This window comes from Martinezella tropici (assembly GCF_008370325.1).
Classification (GTDB): Bacteria; Pseudomonadota; Alphaproteobacteria; order Rhizobiales; family Rhizobiaceae; genus Rhizobium; species Rhizobium tropici_B.
The window spans coordinates 649,138-666,245 of the sequence record NZ_VNIP01000006.1 but is presented as its reverse complement, the minus strand read 5'-3'; the positions used below and the strand labels follow the sequence as shown (position 1 = coordinate 666,245).

Here is a 17,108-nt window from a genome sequence, read left to right as displayed (position 1 = left end):
GGGAGAGGGCACAATGTCGCGGCAAAATCGCGCTATGGCGTCGCAGGCCCGAAGCTTAAGCTCCCTCTCGCGGCAGCCCGAGGTTAAACGCATGAAAAAACAGTGGATTCACATAGTATTTTTTCGTATCGCATTGCAAAATAAGCAATAATTTCAACGCTGCATTGCAAAAACTGCCACGATCATCGCATCTTCGTTCTATCGTCGGCATGAGCCTTTACCTCTTAAAACCAAATGGATTTGTCTTGCGATTTGTGGACGATTGTCACCGTTGCCTTGTGCCGTCAAAGCATCGGAACATGAAGCACGAGACCTTGCCATGAGACACACGATTTATTGCGTTCTATGCGTTCTCGCCACGCTGGCACTGGGAATCCTTGCGGCGCGCTATGTCGCCGATTCCTGGTTGCTGGCCTTCTTCGAAAGCCTGCAGACCCACATAAGCCTCTTTGCGATCCTGCTTGCCTTGATCACATTCGTCTTCAAGCGTCACTGGTACGCGCTATTCCTGACGGCGGCCGGAACCGTGCTGCTGGTCCATTCGGTCCTCATGCTCCAGGAATATTCGGCATCTTCCCTCGTCGCCTCGGCAGAGGCAGGCGGCGGAAATTTCAGGCTCCTATCGTTCAATATCGAGGACAGCAATTTCGAAAACGGCGCCCGCATCGCCGATTTCGTTATCACCTCGAAAGCCGATGTCGCCGAAATTTTCGAGGCGGGACCAATCCTTTCCGAGATGGACCGTATCACCAAGGTCTATCCTTACCGCATCGGTTGCGGCGTAATGACCACCGACTGCGACTCCTTGCTGTTGTCGAAAAGGCCGTTCCGGAGCCAGCTAATGCGCAGCCTCGGCAGCCTTTGGGACAATCGCTTCATTCTGGCCGCCATCGATATGGACGGCCAGCCCGTGAATTTCGCCTCCGTTCATCTGAGCAAGCCCTATTTCGATGCATTCCACCAGATCGAGCTCGGTCTCCTCGCTGCTGCCCTCAACGACGTGAAAGAGCCATTGATTCTCGCAGGAGACTTCAACGCGTCGGTCATCGCTCCCGACATGCGCGATTTTCTGGCCGCGACCGGCCTTCGCCATGCCTTTCCCGAACCTGCGACCTGGCCGATCGCTTTCGGTCCCTACGGTGTCAGCATCGATCACGTCTTCGCCCGTGCGCCGCTTCGGCTGATATCGGTCAAGCAGATTCGCGACGCGATGGGCTCGAACCATTTTGGCTTGATGACGGAGTTCAGCGTGCCTCGCACCGGTGGTTCAAACGACGCCGCAATCAATTAGGCCCGATGCCAGTCAATCGGCATCCGCCGCGATGAAGCCGCCGGACTGGCGAGCCCAGAGCTCGGAATAGAGGCCACCGCGGGCAATCAGCTCATCATGCGTCCCCTCTTCGATGATCTTACCCTTGTCGATGACGATTAGCCGGTCGAGCTTGGCAATGGTCGAGAGCCGGTGTGCGATGGCGAGAACCGTCTTGCCCTTCATCAGCCTATCGAGGTTGGACTGCAGCACGGCCTCGGCCTCCGAATCCAGCGCCGATGTCGCCTCGTCGAGCACGAGGATCGGCGCGTCCTTCAGCATGACGCGCGCGATCGCGATGCGCTGGCGCTGACCACCTGAAAGCTTGACGCCGCGCTCGCCGACATGGGCGGCATAGGCAGTGCGTCCCTTCTGATCCTCCAGAGCGGTAATGAAGCGATCCGCCTCGGCCTGTCGCGCCGCTTCCACCATCTGCTCGTCCGTGGCATCGGGGCGGCCGAAAAGGATGTTGTCGCGAACGGAGCGATTGAGCAGCGCCGTGTCCTGCGTCACCATGCCGATCGCGCCGCGCAGAGATTCCTGCCGCACGGCGGCGATGTCCTGGCCGTCGATCAGGATACGACCGCCTTCAAGGTCGTAAAAGCGCAGCAGCAGATTGACGAGCGTCGTCTTGCCCGCACCCGAGCGGCCGACGATGCCGACCTTCTCGCCGGCAGCCACATTGAGGGAGAAATTGTCGATGACGCCGCCGCCCCGCCCATAATGGAAGGTGATGTTGTCGAAACGGATTTCCGGGCCGGTGACGGCCAGATCCTTGGCATCGGGCCTATCGACCAGACCGATGGGCTCGGAGATCATTTCGGCCGAATTCTGGATCGTGCCGAGATTGCGCATGATGGCGTTGAATTGTGCCATCATACGGCCGAAGAGCATGTTCAGCCGCAGCACCATGCTGAGCGTGAAGGCGACGCCGCCGGTCGAAATGTAGCCCGAAAGCCAGAGATGGACAGCCAGCGCGCCGATGGTGGTGATCATGACGCCGGAGAGCAGCGCCAGCGACGAACGCACGCCGGTCAGCAACCGCGTAAACGGCATGACGGCCGCTTGAAAGCGGTCGAAGCCATTGCGGATGTAATGGTCGTTCTGTTCTTCGCGGCCGAAGAGCTTCAGCGTCTGAATATTGGCATAGGCATCGACCATACGGCCGTTCAGCATCGAGGAGGCTTCGGCCGCGTTGCGCGCATGCCGGCGAATGCGCGGCACGAAATAGCGCGCAAGCATGGAGAAGACGCCGATCCAGACCGCGATCACAAGCGCGAGCCGCCAATCCAATCCACCGACCAGTGCGATGGTCGAAGCGGCATAGATGATGATGAACCAGACCACCTGCAGCAGCGAGACAACGAGATCGCCCGTCGCCTGCCCTGCCGACCAGACTTTGGTGACGACACGGCCGGAAAAATCATTCTGGAAGAACTCAACCGATTGTCTCGCCACATGCCGATAGGCCTGCCAGCGCACAAGGTTGAGAAAGCCGGGCACGACCACCTGCTCCTCGACCAATGCGCCGAGACTGACGACCACGAAACGCACGACAAGCACGACGAAAACCATGCCGAGCAGCGTCGCGCCGTGGCCGGCAAACAGCCCGCTCCACCCCTCGCCCGGCTTCACCTTGTCGAGAATATCGACCAGATGTCCGACGAACCAGAACAGCGCCGCCTCGAGCATAGCCACGGCACCGCCAAGCACCGCCATTGCCAAGAAGGGACCCTTGGCCTGGCGGACATAATACCAGATGAAGGCGCTAAGCGACCGCGGCGGCCGAAGATCGCCGCTGCGGTAATAGGGATCAATCCAGGTCTCGAAGAGACGGTATACGGAGCGGATGAGCATGCCAGCGATATAGGGAATTTCCCAAGCGACGCAAAGGAAATGGCCGCGTGGCAAAGGTTATATTTTCGTTAGAATTCCGCCGAGCGTCCACCTCTTGCGTCCTGCAAACGGAAAGGGCGGTTTTCGCCGCCCTTTCTCATCTTTATTGCGCTGCCGCCTCGACCTCTTCGTGATCGGCCAGGAAGCCGCCGGATTGCCGGCTCCAGAGTTCGGCATAGATACCGCCATTCTGGACCAGCTCCTGGTGCGAGCCCATTTCGATGATTCGGCCCTTGTCGAGAACGACGAGGCGGTCCATCTCGGTCAGCGTCGACAGGCGGTGGGCGATGGCGATCACTGTCTTGCCGTGCATCAAGGCGAAGAGGTTTTCCTGGATCGCCGCTTCCACTTCGGAATCGAGCGCCGAGGTAGCCTCGTCCAGCACCAGGATCGGCGCGTCCTTCAGGAAGACGCGGGCGATCGCGACACGCTGTCTCTGGCCGCCGGAAAGCTTGACGCCACGCTCGCCGACCTGCGCATCCAGTCCCGTGCGACCCTGCATGTCGACCAGGCCTTCGATGAAGTCCCAGGCATTGGCGCGCTTGGCCGCCTGGATGATTTCCTCATCGGTCGCATCCGGACGGCCATAGGCGATGTTGTCGCGGATCGAGCGGTGCAGCAGCGACGTATCCTGCGTCACCACGCCGATCATCAAGCGAAGGCTGTCCTGCGTGACGCCTGCGATATCGTGGCCGTCGATGGTGATGCGGCCACTCTCCAGATCGTAGAAGCGCAAGAGCAGGTTCATCAGCGTCGTCTTGCCGGCACCGGACCGGCCGACGAGGCCGACCTTTTCGCCGGCGCGGATGTCGAGGCTCAGATCCTCGATCACACCCTTCGCCTTGCCGTAGTGGAAGCGGATGTGGTCGAAGCGGATCGCTCCCTGCTTGGCCGCGATCGGCGAGGCAGCCGGCTTGTCGATGATATCATGCGGCTTCGTCATCATCTCCATGCCGTCATAGACGGTACCGATGTTTTCGAAGAGCGCCGAGACCTCCCACATCACCCATTGCGACATGCCGTTGACACGCATGGCAAGGCCGATGGCAATAGCGATGGAGCCGACCGAGATCGAACCGCTGAGCCAGAACCAGATCGACAGAGCCGAGACGATGAACAGCGCCGCGCAGTTGTTGAAATAGACCGAGGCGTGGAACAGCGTCACCTTGCGCATCTGCTTGTGTACGGTATCGAGGAATTCCTCCATGCCGGCCCTGGCATAGGTCTCCTCGCGGCCCGCATGCGAGAACAGCTTTACCGTGGCGATATTCGTGTAGCTGTCGACCACGCGGCCCGTCATCGTCGAGCGCGCATCGGCCTGCTGCGCGGCGATCTTGCGCAGCACCGGCACGAAATAGGCAACGATCGCGACATAGACGCCGAGCCAGACCAGGATCGGAATCATCAGCCGCCAATCGGCAGCTGCAATGACGAGGATCATCGACAGGAAGTAGGTGACGACGTAGACGAAGACGTCGAGGATCTTCATGACGGTTTCGCGCACGGCAAGCGAAGTCTGCATCACCTTGGTGGCGACTCGGCCCGCGAACTCGTTGGCGAAAAAGGTCATGCTGTGGCGCAGCAGGAAGCGATGCATCTGCCAGCGCGCAATCATCGGATAGTTGCCGAGCAGCACCTGGTGCATGATGAAGCTGTCGAGGATCGCCGCAGCCGGCAAACCGATCAGCACCATTGCCTCCATCCAGAACAGCTTGTGCCATTCCGTCTGCAGGAAGGTCGCCTTATCCGCATGTGTCAGCCAGTCGACGATATCGCCGAGGAACTGGAACAGCGCCACCTCGCCGATCGCGATCGACATGGTGAGGATGCTCATGGCGATCAGCCACGGCAGGGCCGGCTTGGAATAGTGCCAACAGAAGGCAAAGAGGCCCCGCGGCGGCGTATCCGGCACCTCGCTCGGGAATGGATTTAGTCGGCGTTCGAACCAGCTAAACATTGAAATGCTCCAGAGACTCGACCCTTCGACCACCCACTGCACTGAAAGATCGCAGACTCATATGGTGGCCGGGTGATAAAACAACGAGGCCATGCCGGCCGCGTAATGACTTAAAGAAGGGGGGTACTTGCGAATACGCGCCTTGTAGCGCCCGTCAGATCCGTGGATTCACGGCCCGGAGGCGCATCATCACAAACAAGATATCCATCTGAGCCTCCTTCTTTCGCAAGTTGTAGAGCGCTCGTCTTTTAGCGCGACTTTTTTTGTTTGAAAAGCGAAATATGCCTGAAAAATGGGCTAAATCCTTCAATTCTGTTTATGAGAGGCATCACAGAAATGAAGGGCTCGCGAAAAACGAAGACAAATCCAGCCGGTTTCGCTAGTTGCAGCGCATGACCAAGCTCCGCATCGCCCTCTATCAGCCCGACATCCCTGGCAACACCGGCACGATCCTGCGGCTTGCCGCCTGCCTCGGCCTCGGCGTCGACATCATCGAGCCGGCCGGCTTCGACATATCGGACCGCAATCTCAAGCGCGCCGGCATGGATTATCTTGCCGCCGTCAGCCTGACCAGGCACGTCAACTGGGAACGCTTCGAGGCGTGGCGGCGGGAAAGCGGACGGCGGCTGGTGCTTGCCTCGACGAAGGCGGCACAGCGCTACACGGATTTTGCTTATCGCGACGACGATATTCTCCTCTTCGGCCGCGAAAGCGCCGGCGTGCCGGAGCATGTGCACGAAAAGGCCGATGGCCGCGTCCTGATCCCCATGGTCGAGGGCCAACGCTCCATCAATGTCGCGATGTCGGCCGCCATGATATCGGGTGAAGCCTTGCGGCAAACGCAATGGCTGCCAGGCCTCACATCGAGCCTGAATATCGCACCCGAATAGGCGTTGGCACGCCGGATAAAGTGTGAGAAGCTTCTCTCTGGAATGCTCTAACTCAGGCAACCTTGGCGAGGTGACCCATGTTCCAGACGGCATTCACGCTTTCCCTGACGCAGTTCGCACGTACATTGAGCCTCCCCGAACGGCTCCAGCATTCCCCTGTGCGCAATCTCGCGCTTGAAGGCCTTCGCCAGCGCAACCTCGCTCTCGATGCGCTGTTTTACGACGTCACGGTCATCACGCCGGAGGAAGCCTTCTACATCAGTGACTCGCTCGCCGCCGAAGGCGCGATCATGATCGTTCCGCCCAGCGGTCTTGGGGCGCTCACCCTCTGCGAAACCATCGATGAATTCGTCTTGCGCGGTGGCGGTGATGCCCGGGCGCTCGCAGTCGCCGGCATCGGCGGTTCCGCGCTCGGCGCGGCCGCCTTTGCCCGCAACGTGGCCGATGCGATCGACGCACCGGTCGCAGTCGTCGTCTCGGGCTATGGTATCGCCGATGTCATCACCGAAGCCTTCGGCGGATTGTTTTTCTTCGGACACCTGAAAGGCCTGCGGCCCTTTCTCGAAAGCCTGGACGACCTTGCCGGCCGCCCCAAGGTCGGGGCGCAGGCTGAGGCGACAGCTGCCCGCGCCAGTCTCGATACGAGAACCGTGCAGGCGCTTCTCGCAGACTCCCGCTTTTCCTTCCGCCTGCTGACGGGCCATTCCAAGGGAAACCTCGTGCTGTCAGCCGCACTGCATAACCTCTGGAAACAGGACGAAATGCGGGTCGCCGAACTGGCGCGACATACCAAGATCGTGACGATCGGCACACGCATCGCCATGCCCCCGATATTCACCGATGTCGTCGATGTCATGGGCGAGTGGGACTGGTTCGGCGAGATCAATTCCCGACGGTTCATCCACGCCGATCAGCACGTCGCGCATGCATGGCATCACACGAACACCGACTTAGGCGGCCACCTGCCGGTAACCATCACGCTGATGGAAATTCTTGCGGCATCGCCCATCGTCGAAGATCAGAAGACCGGGGAACGCCAAGCTGCGAACCTAGGTGCCGTGGCCGAACCGCCGGCAATGCCAGAGACAAGGTCTCCCTCACCTCCGGCTCCGGGCAGCGGCAACGCGACTACGATCGAAAAGGTCAAGAAAGCTTTCTCCGCCGGGCCTATGCCAAGCGCTCAGCCGCCCGCATTCGGCCGGTCGGATGAGGCACAACCACCCGAGCCGCATTGAGCGGGTGACGCATCGCCAGCCAGCCGCGGGGAAACGAGAACGCACTTCGGTGGCTATCACCCGCCGATGCGGGCACCATGTCGTTCAGGTCAATCCGCTGAGGGCAGGCGCCGCATGGTGAACTCGATGCGATCGCCGTCGACCTGACGCCAGCTTTCGACTTCGGTCCAATAGGCAGCTTTCGGGAATTCATCAAACCATTCGCGCGCCTTTTCACGCGCTTCGGGGCGGCTTAGACAAAAGGTCTCGCGAACGAATTCGCTCTTCCCGCCTGCAGGATGTTCCTGCCGGTAACGGAATATTCTGCGTCTCAACCCATCCAGGGGCGGCGGTGCAGGTATCCTCATGATAAAACCTCGCCTTTGAGAGAGGGAACATAATACCGCATTGTGAAATTTGCGAGTCGATTCTCCTGCGACGTTGCTGCACTGGCTGCGCCGCAATCTTGCTGATATTCCAACTCACGATACATACAGTGCGAATCGCGGGCCGCCGGCTGCTCGCACCGTCGGAGAGCATGCATGGAACGACCCAATCTTCCCAAGGGATTACCCGAGGATATTGAAGAAAAGAAAGAGGCAGCACGACACTGGTTCGAAGGTCTGCGCGACACGATCTGCGCGGAATTCGAGCAGCTGGAGAACGAGCTGACTGGTCCCCTTTCCGACCAGGAGCCCGGCCGCTTTGTGGCCAAGGACTGGCAGAGGGACAAGGGTCAGGGCGGCGGTGGCCGCATGTCGATGATGGAAGGCCGGGTCTTCGAAAAGGTCGGCGTCCATACCTCGACCGTCCACGGCGAATTCTCTCCAGACTTTCGAAGCCAGATTCCAGGCGCCGAGGAAGATCCCCGCTTCTGGGCCTCTGGACTGTCGCTGATTGCCCATCCTGTCAACCCGAACGTGCCGACCGTGCACATGAATACCCGCATGGTCGTCACTACGAGCCAATGGTTCGGCGGCGGTGCCGACCTGACACCGATGCTCGATCGCCGGCGCACCCAGGAAGATGCAGACAGCGCGCTCTTCCACCGCGCCATGCAGATCGTCTGCGACCGTCACGCCGTCGCGGACTATCAGCACTACAAGAACTGGTGCGACGAATATTTCTTCCTGAAGCACCGCAACGAGCCGCGCGGCATCGGCGGCATCTTCTTCGACTGGCTGCATTCTTCGGAAGAAGCCGGCGGCTGGAATGCCGATTTTGCCTTCACCCGCGACGTCGGCCGCGCCTTTACGATGGTCTACCCGCGCATCGTCCGCTCCAATTTCAACGAAACATGGACGGAGGAGGACCGCGACGAGCAATTAATTCGCCGCGGGCGCTATGTGGAGTTCAATTTGCTGTACGATAGGGGTACAATATTCGGATTAAAGACGGGCGGCAATGTGGAGTCCATTCTTTCGTCTCTGCCGCCGGTGGTGCGTTGGCCCTGACGCAGGTCGCGCAAGAGTGGCGGCGCTTTGCGATAACGACATGCAAAAAGCAGGCGATGCGGAGTGTATTGGGCGAATCTGGAAGCGACACGCTTTAGATATCCGACGGGAGTTGATCGGATAATGCCCTAAAATCGGCGGGGGAGTGCCTAAGTGACCTAATGCTCGTTTCAATCGGAGGAGGTTGTAATGGCAGCAGAGAAACACGTCACGGAAGCTTCGAAAGAGCAGAAACTTTCACGCACGGTCGATAGTCCGGAATTTGTCGTCCGGCTGGCCGAAGATATGCGGATCCGCAGCGGATCCGACCTGCCGCTATCCTGCTTCGTCGAGCAGGTGAGAATGCAGCTGGCGGGTAAATCGCCGAACGACATCGCCCGCTTCGCGGCCGACCGTTCGGCAAGACAGCCACCGGTTACGAAGTATCAGTCGTCGGACTGCTTCAAATCCTGGGCGATGCCGGATTGAAATCCGGAAGACAGCCGCCGGCAAGCGGGAGGCTTGCCGCCGGCAGAAACTTTTTTCCGCCCACCGCGTTTAGCCTCATGTCCTTCGGCCCCTATGCCTGTGGCATGGAGGGACCGAAAACTATTGGAGAGATGAGGAGGAAGATATGCGACTGTTCGAATGTGGTACGCTGGTGCCCGGCTGCTCCTGGCATACTCGCGCCAAGGACGATGCCGAAGTGGTTCGCCGCGCCGTCGAGCACATGCGCGAAGCGCATGGCGAAACGATCATCCGCGAAAACATGGTCGACAATATCAAGGCCCGCATTCGCGACGAAGCCAATGCGGCCTGATTAAAGCATGTCGCGCAAAAGTGCGTCGCGGTTTTGCGATAACGACATGCGAAAAATCAATAGCTTAAAGCGCACGGAGTGAATCTGAAAGATCGCGACGCGCTTTAAAGCCAACAACGGGCCTCGATATCACGCGGCAGTCAATTCCTTCAGTCGGGCGAGAAGGCTCGCCCGGTTCATCTTGAAATTTCCGTCGAGCCATTCCTGCTCGAGCTTGCCAAGAAGTTCACCCACACGCGGCCCGGCGGCGACCCCTGCGGCCAGTGCATCCGCGCCGCTGAGCGGGAAAGCGGGTCTTTTCCATTTTGCCGCTCGTTCCAGCAGCTTACCCAGCCGCGCGGCACGCCCCATTTCCTCGAAATCGCTCTCAGCCTTGCTCCGCGTAATCACCAGCGCCAGCTTCAGGCGAACCGCGATGCCCGATGGGTCGTAGCGATAAAGCAGGCGGTCGAAGGCCGCTTCGGAAATATCGTCCTTGACCACGGGCGCATTCGCCCATGCCTGGAGATAGGCGCCTTCGGCTTTTGAAAGACGTAACCGCTCGGCAAGCTTTGCAAGTCTTGCGGCATCCGGCGGCACGATGGCGGCAAGCCGCAGCAGCGGCTCCGCCGGCCAGCCGAGCGCCTGCTCGGTGGCGACAAGCCCCGGAATGGCGTCTATGCCCCATTTCTCGGTTTCCGGCAGCACTTCGGTCAATATGCCGATCTGGCGCATCCAGAGCAGCGCCCTGCCCGGATCCTGAGCCGCCAGAAGCTTCTTCATTTCAGACCAGACACGCTCGGCCGAGAGTGTTTCGATCTTAGATCGTGCCGCGGCACAGGCGCGCAAGCCGTCCGCATCCGGTCTGCCGCTGCCGTAATAGGCGAAGAAACGGAAGAACCGCAGGATACGCAAGTAATCCTCGGCGATCCGCGTCGCCGCATCGCCGATGAAGCGAATATTGCGGCGCTCCAGATCGGCCAGCCCGCCGACGAGATCCACCACCTCGCCATCAGCGGACGCATAGAGCGCATTGATGGTCAAGTCGCGCCGCTCGGCGTCCGCCTGCCAATCACGGCTGAAAGCGACGCGGGCGCGGCGCCCATCCGTCTCCACATCGCGCCGCAAGGTGGTGATTTCGAACGGTTTTCCATCGATGACGAGGGTCACGGTGCCATGTGCGATGCCCGTCGGCACCGCCTTGATCCCCGCCGCTTCGGCTCTTTCGACGACGGCTTCCGGCAAGAGAGTGGTCGCGATGTCGATATCGGCAACCGGCAGCCCCATCAGGCTGTTGCGCACCGCCCCGCCGACGACACGCCCCTCACCACCATCGGCATCGAGCAACGACAGCACCCGCTGCAGCGCCTTATCGCGAAACCAGGCCTCACCGGCAACGGACGTCATGTATAGAGCCTTTCATAAAGCGTGCGGACGATGCCCGCGGTAATGCCCCATATCATGCGCTGACCGTAAGGCATGCGGTAGAAATACCGTTCGCTCCCCTGCCAGAGCATCGTGTCGGTGACATGGTGGCTGGGATCCATCAGGAAGGAGAGCGGCACCTCGAAGGCATCCTCCACCTCTGTCGGATTGAGAGTCAGATCGAAGCCGGGCTTCACGACCGCAAGAATGGGCGTAATGCGAAAACCCGTGGCGGCCAGATAATGCGGCAGCCGCCCGACAGGCTCGATGAAGATATCCGCCAGCCCGATCTCCTCGCCCGCCTCGCGCATGGCGGCCATTTCCGGCGAGGCATCTTCCGGATCGATGGCGCCGCCCGGAAAGGCGATCTGGCCGGAATGCTTGCGCAGGGTGGACGTCCTCAGTGTGAAGATGACCTTGGCATCGTCGCCGCTGTCGATGACCGGTATGAGTACCGCGGCATCCTTCAGCTTCAGGTCCGCGACCTGCGCGATGGTCTCCGGATTAAGCAGATGATCGCCGTGATCGCGCCAGGCGAGATCGATCGGGCCGCCGCTCTGGTTGAGGGCGCGGCGCCGGAATTCATCCGCGGAATAAAGGGGAAATTCACTCATCGAGTCAGCGCATCCAGTTCGGCAACCGGCATGACGGGGAAGATCGTACCCCCGGAGCGCACGCAGAACATCTCGCGCCCGGCAATTTCAACGGGTTCGCCGAGTTCGACGAGATCATACATGACCGCGCGCGTCACCAGAGCCTCGAGACGTCCGCGGACATGCAGGTAGGGCTTCAACTCGTCGTTCTCACCGCGGATGACGAAGCGGATAGGATGATCCCTGCCCGCCTCGACGACATCGCCGACATTCGTTCGGAATGTCAGCACGCGCTTGCCGTCGCGCTCCGTCACGCTCATCTCGACAGCCACAAAAGGCGCGTCGACGACGCGAATACCGACCTTTTCCACAGGCGTGACGAGATAGGTCTTCTCATCGGCATCCTTGCGAAGGACGGTGGAAAACAACCGTACCAATGGCGCGCGGCCGATCGGCGTGCCCAGATAAAACCAGGTGCCGTCGGCCCTGATTTCCATGTCGATATCGCCGCAGAACGGCGGATTCCAGCGATCGACGGGCGGCAGACCCTTTTTACGGCCGCCACTATCGCCAGCCGCGCGCGAAATCAGCGCCGCGAGGCTCGCGGCGTCGCCCGTTGCCTTGATTTCCTCGGTTGCCATTCTTCTGTCCCGGTTGGTCGTTAGTCACGAATATGACAGTTCTCACGAGATAGTCATTTGAAACGTGCTTGTCAGCCGTCTTGGTGGCGATAAGTTGTATTGATTATGAGGCAAATGTGTAACGTCTGCGAATCACGCGCACCGTTTTTCTGCCATTGGAGACGCAAATGGGCATGATCAAATCGTCCGAAACGAGCCTCGACGAGCAGGCAATCATCGCATCCGCCGAAAAGGCGCTTGGCGATATTGCCGCCGTCCGCCAGGAAGTGTCGAAGGTCATTTTCGGCCAGGAAAGCGTCGTGGAAAACACGCTTCTAGCCGTGCTCGCCGGCGGTCACGCACTGCTCGTCGGCGTGCCGGGCCTTGCAAAGACCAAGCTCGTGACTACGCTCGGCGCAGTCCTTGGCCTAGCCTCCAACCGCGTGCAGTTCACGCCCGACCTGATGCCCTCGGATATTCTCGGCTCCGAAGTGATGGACCAGGACGAGAGCGGCCGCCGCTCCTTCCGTTTCGTCAAGGGTCCGGTCTTCGCGCAATTGCTGATGGCCGACGAGATCAACCGTGCCTCGCCACGCACGCAGTCGGCCCTGCTGCAGTCCATGCAGGAATATCACGTCACCATCGCCGGCCAGCGTTATGACCTGCCGGCTCCATTCCATGTCCTCGCGACGCAGAATCCTTTGGAGCAGGAAGGCACCTACCCGCTGCCGGAAGCCCAGCTCGACCGTTTCCTGCTGCAGGTCGACGTCGATTATCCCGAGCTTGCCGACGAGCGCCGCATCCTGCTGGAAACAACGGGCTTGAGCGAAGCCACACCGCAGGCGGTTATCGATGCCGAGCGCCTGTTGGAGATCCAGCAGCTGATCCGGCAGATGCCTGTTAGTGACGGCGTGGTCGATGCGATCCTGTCGCTGGTGCGTTCCGCCCGTCCGGGCCAGGGCAATGCTTCGACGGACAAGCACGTCGCCTGGGGTCCCGGCCCACGCGCCGGCCAGGCCATGATGCTGTGCGCCCGCGCCCGCGCGCTCTATGAAGGCCGCCTCGCGCCGTCGATCGACGATGTGCATGCGCTGGCCGAACCCATATTGGAACACCGCATGGCGCTGACCTTTGCGGCCCGTGCCGAAGGCATGTCCGTGCGCGACGTCATTGCAGGGCTGGTCAAGCAGTCGAGACCATGAGCCGGATGTCGAGGAGAGTATAGCGCGTGGCATCCATCGGACAGATCGTCAGACCGACCTCAGGCAACGATGCCCTCTCCCGAGCCCGTAGTCGCGCCGCACTCGTGCCGGACTGCCTTGTCGAAGCCAAGCGCATCGCCAATACTGTCATCGCCGGCTGGCACGGCCGGCGCAAGCGCGGGATCGGCGAGAATTTCTGGCAGTTCCGCCCCTATACCGAAGGTGAAAGCCTTTCGCGCATCGACTGGCGGCGCTCGGCCCGAGACGACCATACCTATATCCGCGATCATGAATGGGAAGCCGCGCACACGATTTGGCTCTGGGCCGATCTGTCGCCGTCCATGATGTACAAATCGACCTACGGCCACGCCTCCAAGGAGAGCCGTGCGCTCGTCCTGATGCTGGCGCTGGCGGAAATCCTTTCCCGCTCCGGCGAACGCATCGGCTGCCCCGGCATCATGGAGCCGGTTTCCACCCGCAACGCCGCCGAACGGCTGGCGGCAGCCCTGATGCACACACCTCTCGAAGGCGGTCTGCCGCAGACGGCGATGATCCGCGGTTGGAGCGATATCGTGCTGATCGGCGATTTTCTCGACGATGCCGACAGCGTCATGGGCAGGATCGGCCCCTTGGCGCGCCGGGGTTTGCGCGGTCATGTGATCGAAGTGGCCGACCCTGCCGAGGAGCTCTTTCCCTATAGCGGGCGGACCGAATTCAGCGATCCAGAGACGGGTTCGAAGCTAATTGCCGGCCGCGCCGAAAACCTGCGCGACGACTATCGACGCGCCTATCTCGCCCGCCGCGAAAATCTCGGCCAGTCGCTGCGTCATCTCGGCTGGACCTTCGTCAGCCACCGCACGGACCGGCTGGCCTCCGAAGCGCTGGTCGCGGTGCACATGTATCTTTCCGGCATGCCCGCCAGGGTAGCCTCCGGAGGGCAGCCATGAGCGGTCTCTCCTTCGCATTCGCCTCTCCCGCCATCCTCGGCGCCTTGATCCTGCTTCCCGCGATCTGGTGGCTGCTGCGCTTGACGCCGCCGCAACCGCGAACGGAGGTCTTCCCGCCGCTGCGCATTCTGGCAGCCATCCTCAAACGCGAGGAAACGCCGGCGCGCAGCCCGTGGTGGCTGACGCTGCTGCGCATGCTGCTGGCCGCCCTCGTCATCCTCGCCATCGCCAATCCGATGTTCAATCCGCGGACCAATACGCTGTCGAGCGGCGGTCCGCTGGTGCTGATGATCGACAATAGCTGGGCGAGCGTCTCCGACTGGGAGCGTCGTGTCCGGACGGCTGACGCGCTGATCGACGATGCGGATGCCAAGAGCATTCCCGTTTCGATCGCCTTCACGGCCGAACAAGGCAACGATGCGACGCCGGGTGCTGCGACATCGGCGCGTGACAAGCTGCATGCCATGAACCCGCGGCCGCTGGTGCCTGATCGCGAGCGCGCTGCCGACGCTGTGAAGGCGGCGCTCAACGGCACAAAGCCCGGCACGATCGCCTTCATCTCCGATGGCGTCGAGAGCAAGGACAAGGACGACATCGTCAGCCGGCTCGCCGCGCTGCAGCCAAGCGAGCTGCGGCTGATCGAAGGCGATGGTCAAAACATCATTGCAATCACCGGCGCGACCAATACCGCCAACAACATGACCGTCACCGCAACGCGGCTGAATGGCACCGCCCCGGTGCGCCTTGGGCTGACCGCGCAGGACAACCAGGGGCGGCCGATCGCCGCCGGTTCGCTTGACTTCGCCGGCGGCCAGACCGTTGCCACCGGCTCCATTGCCGCTCCTTTCGAGATGCGCAATGATTTCGCCCGCATAAGCCTCGACCGGCAGGCGAGCGCCGGAAGCGTCTATCTGCTCGACGATGGTTTTCGGCGCCGGCGCGTGGCGCTTCTTTCCGGTCAGGCCGCCGACGAATTCCAGCCGATCCTGTCGCCACTCTATTATATCCAACGCGCCCTCCAGCCCTATGCCGACCTGACCCAGCCGAACAGCGCCGATCTCGCCAAATCGATCCCGGAGCTGCTCACCGGCAATCCCTCGGTCATCATCATGGCCGATGTCGGCCGCTTGCCGCAGGAAACCTACGCGCCGCTACAGAAGTGGATCCAGAATGGCGGAACGCTCGTCCGCTTCGCCGGCCCACGCCTTGCCGCAGCACCCGCCGACGATCCGCTCGTGCCCGTGACGCTACGGCAGGGCGAACGTACCTTCGGCGGCGCGCTTTCCTGGGCCGAGCCGCAGCCGCTCACCGATTTCCCCTCCTTCGGCCCCTTCGCCGGCATGCCGAAGCCCAAGGATGTGCTCATCAAGCGGCAGGTTCTGGCCGAACCGACACCGGATCTGGCCGAGCGCACCTGGGCAAGCCTTGCCGACGGCACGCCGCTGGTGACCGAAAAGCAGATGCAGGCAGGCCGCATCGTTCTCTTCCACGTCAGCGCCGAACCGCAATGGTCCGACCTGCCGATATCAGGCGATTTCGTCGAAATGTTGCGCCGGATCGTGCAGCTGTCCCATGCCGGCGGCGTCACCCCGGCGGACGGGGCCGCAGCCAAGGGAAGCGAAGCAATGCCGCCTTACCGGCTTCTGACCGCAAAGGGCGTGTTGACCAGCGAAATCGGCAGCGCGCGCCCGCTGGAGCCGAACAGCAAGAGAGCGCCGATCACAAGTTTCGACAATCCGCCCGGTCTCTACGGCTCCGAAGAAGGCTTTGTCGCCCTGAACACGCTGCCCAGCGGCACGCAACTGAAACCGCTGGATGCATCGGCCGCGGGCTCGGCTGCACGGGAGGGCCTTATCGGCGGAGAAGCCTGGTCGGCAAAGCCGATCCTCTTCACCCTCGCCTTCCTGATCCTGCTGGCTGACAGCATCATCGTATTGTTCATGAATGGCGCCTTCCCGCGCCTCGGCAGATCGGCAAAGACGATGGCTGGGGGCGCAGCGATGCTGCTGCTGGCGGCCTCGCTTGCCATCTTCCTGCATCCGGCAATCGCGTTGGCCGATGATGCAAAACCCGGCGACGACACCATTTTTTCACGGCTGGACAAAACGCATCTTGCCTATGTCGTGACCGGCGAAACGGAAGTCGATCATATCTCAGAGCGCGGTCTTGCCGGGCTTTCCGACTACCTCACCTATCGCACGACACTCGAGCCCGGGCCTCCGGTCGGGCTGGACCTGACCAAGGACGAATTGGCCTTTTACCCCCTCATCTACTGGCCGGTTTCAGCGACCGCACCGATGCCTTCTAACGACGCCATCAACCGCATCGACGCCTATATGCGCAATGGCGGCACCGTGCTGTTCGATACCCGTGACGCCATCGACACGATGGGCGATACCTCGACGCCGAGCCCGAACGGCCAACGGTTGCAGCAGATCCTCGCCAATCTCGATATTCCGCCCTTGGAGCCGGTGCCGGCGGGACATGTGCTGACCAAATCCTTCTATCTTCTGTCGAGCTTCCCCGGTCGCTATGCCGATAGTCCGCTTTGGGTGGAGGCGCGGCAGGATATGCGCCGCGACGCAAATGCGGTCGCGACCTCCGACGGCGTGACGCCGATCATCATAACGGGCAATGATCTTGCCGGCGCTTGGGCCGTCGATGAAAACGGTTCTCCGCTGCTGCCGACCGTGCCGCCGGACGAAACCCAGCGCGAATACGCCTACCGCACCGGCGTCAACATCATGATGTACATGCTGACCGGAAACTATAAATCCGATCAGGTCCACGTTCCGGACATCCTGCAGCGCTTGGGGCAGTAAT

15 protein-coding genes are annotated in these 17,108 nt (G+C 61.2%); 9 read left to right on the top strand and 6 right to left on the bottom strand.

Features of this window, described 5'->3' with window-relative positions; all coding sequences use genetic code 11:
• Window positions 1–319: 319 nt before the first annotated feature.
• Window positions 320–1,291: an endonuclease/exonuclease/phosphatase family protein gene (locus FP026_RS11610; protein WP_149634765.1), complete on the top strand. Its 972-nt coding sequence runs from the start codon at window positions 320–322 to the stop codon at window positions 1,289–1,291.
• A 12-nt stretch (window positions 1,292–1,303) separates the two neighbouring features.
• Here FP026_RS11610 and FP026_RS11605 read toward each other — a convergent pair whose 3' ends face one another.
• Window positions 1,304–3,166 (bottom strand): ABC transporter ATP-binding protein, encoded by a 1,863-nt coding sequence (locus tag FP026_RS11605; RefSeq protein ID WP_149634969.1) that lies wholly within the window; start codon window positions 3,164–3,166, stop codon window positions 1,304–1,306.
• A gap of 142 nt (window positions 3,167–3,308) precedes the next feature.
• A complete protein-coding gene (locus tag FP026_RS11600) occupies window positions 3,309–5,162 on the bottom strand; it encodes an ABC transporter ATP-binding protein (protein ID WP_149634764.1) in 1,854 nt (617 codons plus the stop codon).
• Between the two features lie 392 nt (window positions 5,163–5,554).
• Here FP026_RS11600 and FP026_RS11595 point away from each other — a divergent pair, with 392 nt between their 5' ends.
• A complete protein-coding gene (locus FP026_RS11595) occupies window positions 5,555–6,052 on the top strand; it encodes a tRNA (cytidine(34)-2'-O)-methyltransferase (protein WP_149634763.1) in 498 nt (165 codons plus the stop codon).
• A 77-nt stretch (window positions 6,053–6,129) separates the two neighbouring features.
• The gene (locus FP026_RS11590; RefSeq protein WP_149634762.1) at window positions 6,130–7,287 is read left to right on the top strand and encodes a hypothetical protein; all 1,158 of its coding nucleotides are present in this window, start codon (window positions 6,130–6,132) and stop codon (window positions 7,285–7,287) included.
• Between the two features lie 89 nt (window positions 7,288–7,376).
• Here FP026_RS11590 and FP026_RS11585 read toward each other — a convergent pair whose 3' ends face one another.
• Window positions 7,377–7,634 (bottom strand): hypothetical protein, encoded by a 258-nt coding sequence (locus FP026_RS11585; protein ID WP_149634761.1) that lies wholly within the window; start codon window positions 7,632–7,634, stop codon window positions 7,377–7,379.
• Window positions 7,635–7,808: 174 nt separating this feature from the next.
• Between FP026_RS11585 and hemF the strand changes: the two genes are divergently transcribed.
• The 3 genes from hemF (at window position 7,809) to FP026_RS11570 (ending at window position 9,519) form a co-directional block, all read left to right on the top strand.
• Window positions 7,809–8,720 (top strand): oxygen-dependent coproporphyrinogen oxidase, encoded by a 912-nt coding sequence (gene hemF / locus FP026_RS11580; RefSeq protein ID WP_149634760.1) that lies wholly within the window; start codon window positions 7,809–7,811, stop codon window positions 8,718–8,720.
• Window positions 8,721–8,909: 189 nt separating this feature from the next.
• Window positions 8,910–9,188: a hypothetical protein gene (locus FP026_RS11575; protein WP_149634759.1), complete on the top strand. Its 279-nt coding sequence runs from the start codon at window positions 8,910–8,912 to the stop codon at window positions 9,186–9,188.
• 145 nt (window positions 9,189–9,333) lie between these two features.
• A complete protein-coding gene (locus FP026_RS11570) occupies window positions 9,334–9,519 on the top strand; it encodes a DUF1059 domain-containing protein (RefSeq protein WP_149634758.1) in 186 nt (61 codons plus the stop codon).
• Window positions 9,520–9,648: 129 nt separating this feature from the next.
• On the opposite strand, the gene FP026_RS11565 is transcribed toward FP026_RS11570, so the two are convergent.
• From FP026_RS11565 to FP026_RS11555, 3 genes are read right to left on the bottom strand one after another with little or no spacing between them, the layout of a single operon-like run.
• Window positions 9,649–10,905, bottom strand: coding sequence for a CCA tRNA nucleotidyltransferase (locus tag FP026_RS11565; protein ID WP_149634757.1), 1,257 nt, complete (start codon window positions 10,903–10,905; stop codon window positions 9,649–9,651).
• Window positions 10,902–11,537, bottom strand: coding sequence for a CoA pyrophosphatase (locus tag FP026_RS11560; RefSeq protein ID WP_149634756.1), 636 nt, complete (start codon window positions 11,535–11,537; stop codon window positions 10,902–10,904). The genes FP026_RS11565 and FP026_RS11560 overlap by 4 nt, the downstream gene beginning before the upstream one ends.
• The gene (locus FP026_RS11555) at window positions 11,534–12,157 is read right to left on the bottom strand and encodes a DUF1285 domain-containing protein (RefSeq protein ID WP_149634755.1); all 624 of its coding nucleotides are present in this window, start codon (window positions 12,155–12,157) and stop codon (window positions 11,534–11,536) included. The genes FP026_RS11560 and FP026_RS11555 overlap by 4 nt, the downstream gene beginning before the upstream one ends.
• Before the next feature lie 167 nt (window positions 12,158–12,324).
• Between FP026_RS11555 and FP026_RS11550 the strand changes: the two genes are divergently transcribed.
• Genes FP026_RS11550 through FP026_RS11540 form a run of 3 tightly spaced genes read left to right on the top strand, consistent with a single transcriptional unit; the run spans window position 12,325 to window position 17,107 of the window.
• Entirely contained in the window at window positions 12,325–13,338 is a 1,014-nt protein-coding gene (locus tag FP026_RS11550) for an AAA family ATPase (protein WP_149634754.1), read from the top strand.
• Window positions 13,339–13,364: 26 nt separating this feature from the next.
• Window positions 13,365–14,285, top strand: coding sequence for a DUF58 domain-containing protein (locus FP026_RS11545; protein WP_149634753.1), 921 nt, complete (start codon window positions 13,365–13,367; stop codon window positions 14,283–14,285).
• The gene (locus FP026_RS11540) at window positions 14,282–17,107 is read left to right on the top strand and encodes a DUF4159 domain-containing protein (protein WP_149634752.1); all 2,826 of its coding nucleotides are present in this window, start codon (window positions 14,282–14,284) and stop codon (window positions 17,105–17,107) included. The genes FP026_RS11545 and FP026_RS11540 overlap by 4 nt, the downstream gene beginning before the upstream one ends.
• Window position 17,108: the final 1 nt, after the last annotated feature.

Bases quoted from the DNA above. Each gene is read 5' to 3' on its own strand.
- FP026_RS11610 (WP_149634765.1), top strand. From the start codon at position 320: ATGAGACACACGATTTATTGCGTTCTATGCGTTCTCGCCACGCTGGCA.
- FP026_RS11605 (WP_149634969.1), bottom strand. From the start codon at position 3,166: ATGCTCATCCGCTCCGTATACCGTCTCTTCGAGACCTGGATTGATCCC.
- FP026_RS11600 (WP_149634764.1), bottom strand. From the start codon at position 5,162: ATGTTTAGCTGGTTCGAACGCCGACTAAATCCATTCCCGAGCGAGGTG.
- FP026_RS11595 (WP_149634763.1), top strand. From the start codon at position 5,555: ATGACCAAGCTCCGCATCGCCCTCTATCAGCCCGACATCCCTGGCAAC.
- FP026_RS11590 (WP_149634762.1), top strand. From the start codon at position 6,130: ATGTTCCAGACGGCATTCACGCTTTCCCTGACGCAGTTCGCACGTACA.
- FP026_RS11585 (WP_149634761.1), bottom strand. From the start codon at position 7,634: ATGAGGATACCTGCACCGCCGCCCCTGGATGGGTTGAGACGCAGAATA.
- hemF (WP_149634760.1), top strand. From the start codon at position 7,809: ATGGAACGACCCAATCTTCCCAAGGGATTACCCGAGGATATTGAAGAA.
- FP026_RS11575 (WP_149634759.1), top strand. From the start codon at position 8,910: ATGGCAGCAGAGAAACACGTCACGGAAGCTTCGAAAGAGCAGAAACTT.
- FP026_RS11570 (WP_149634758.1), top strand. From the start codon at position 9,334: ATGCGACTGTTCGAATGTGGTACGCTGGTGCCCGGCTGCTCCTGGCAT.
- FP026_RS11565 (WP_149634757.1), bottom strand. From the start codon at position 10,905: ATGACGTCCGTTGCCGGTGAGGCCTGGTTTCGCGATAAGGCGCTGCAG.
- FP026_RS11560 (WP_149634756.1), bottom strand. From the start codon at position 11,537: ATGAGTGAATTTCCCCTTTATTCCGCGGATGAATTCCGGCGCCGCGCC.
- FP026_RS11555 (WP_149634755.1), bottom strand. From the start codon at position 12,157: ATGGCAACCGAGGAAATCAAGGCAACGGGCGACGCCGCGAGCCTCGCG.
- FP026_RS11550 (WP_149634754.1), top strand. From the start codon at position 12,325: ATGGGCATGATCAAATCGTCCGAAACGAGCCTCGACGAGCAGGCAATC.
- FP026_RS11540 (WP_149634752.1), top strand. From the start codon at position 14,282: ATGAGCGGTCTCTCCTTCGCATTCGCCTCTCCCGCCATCCTCGGCGCC.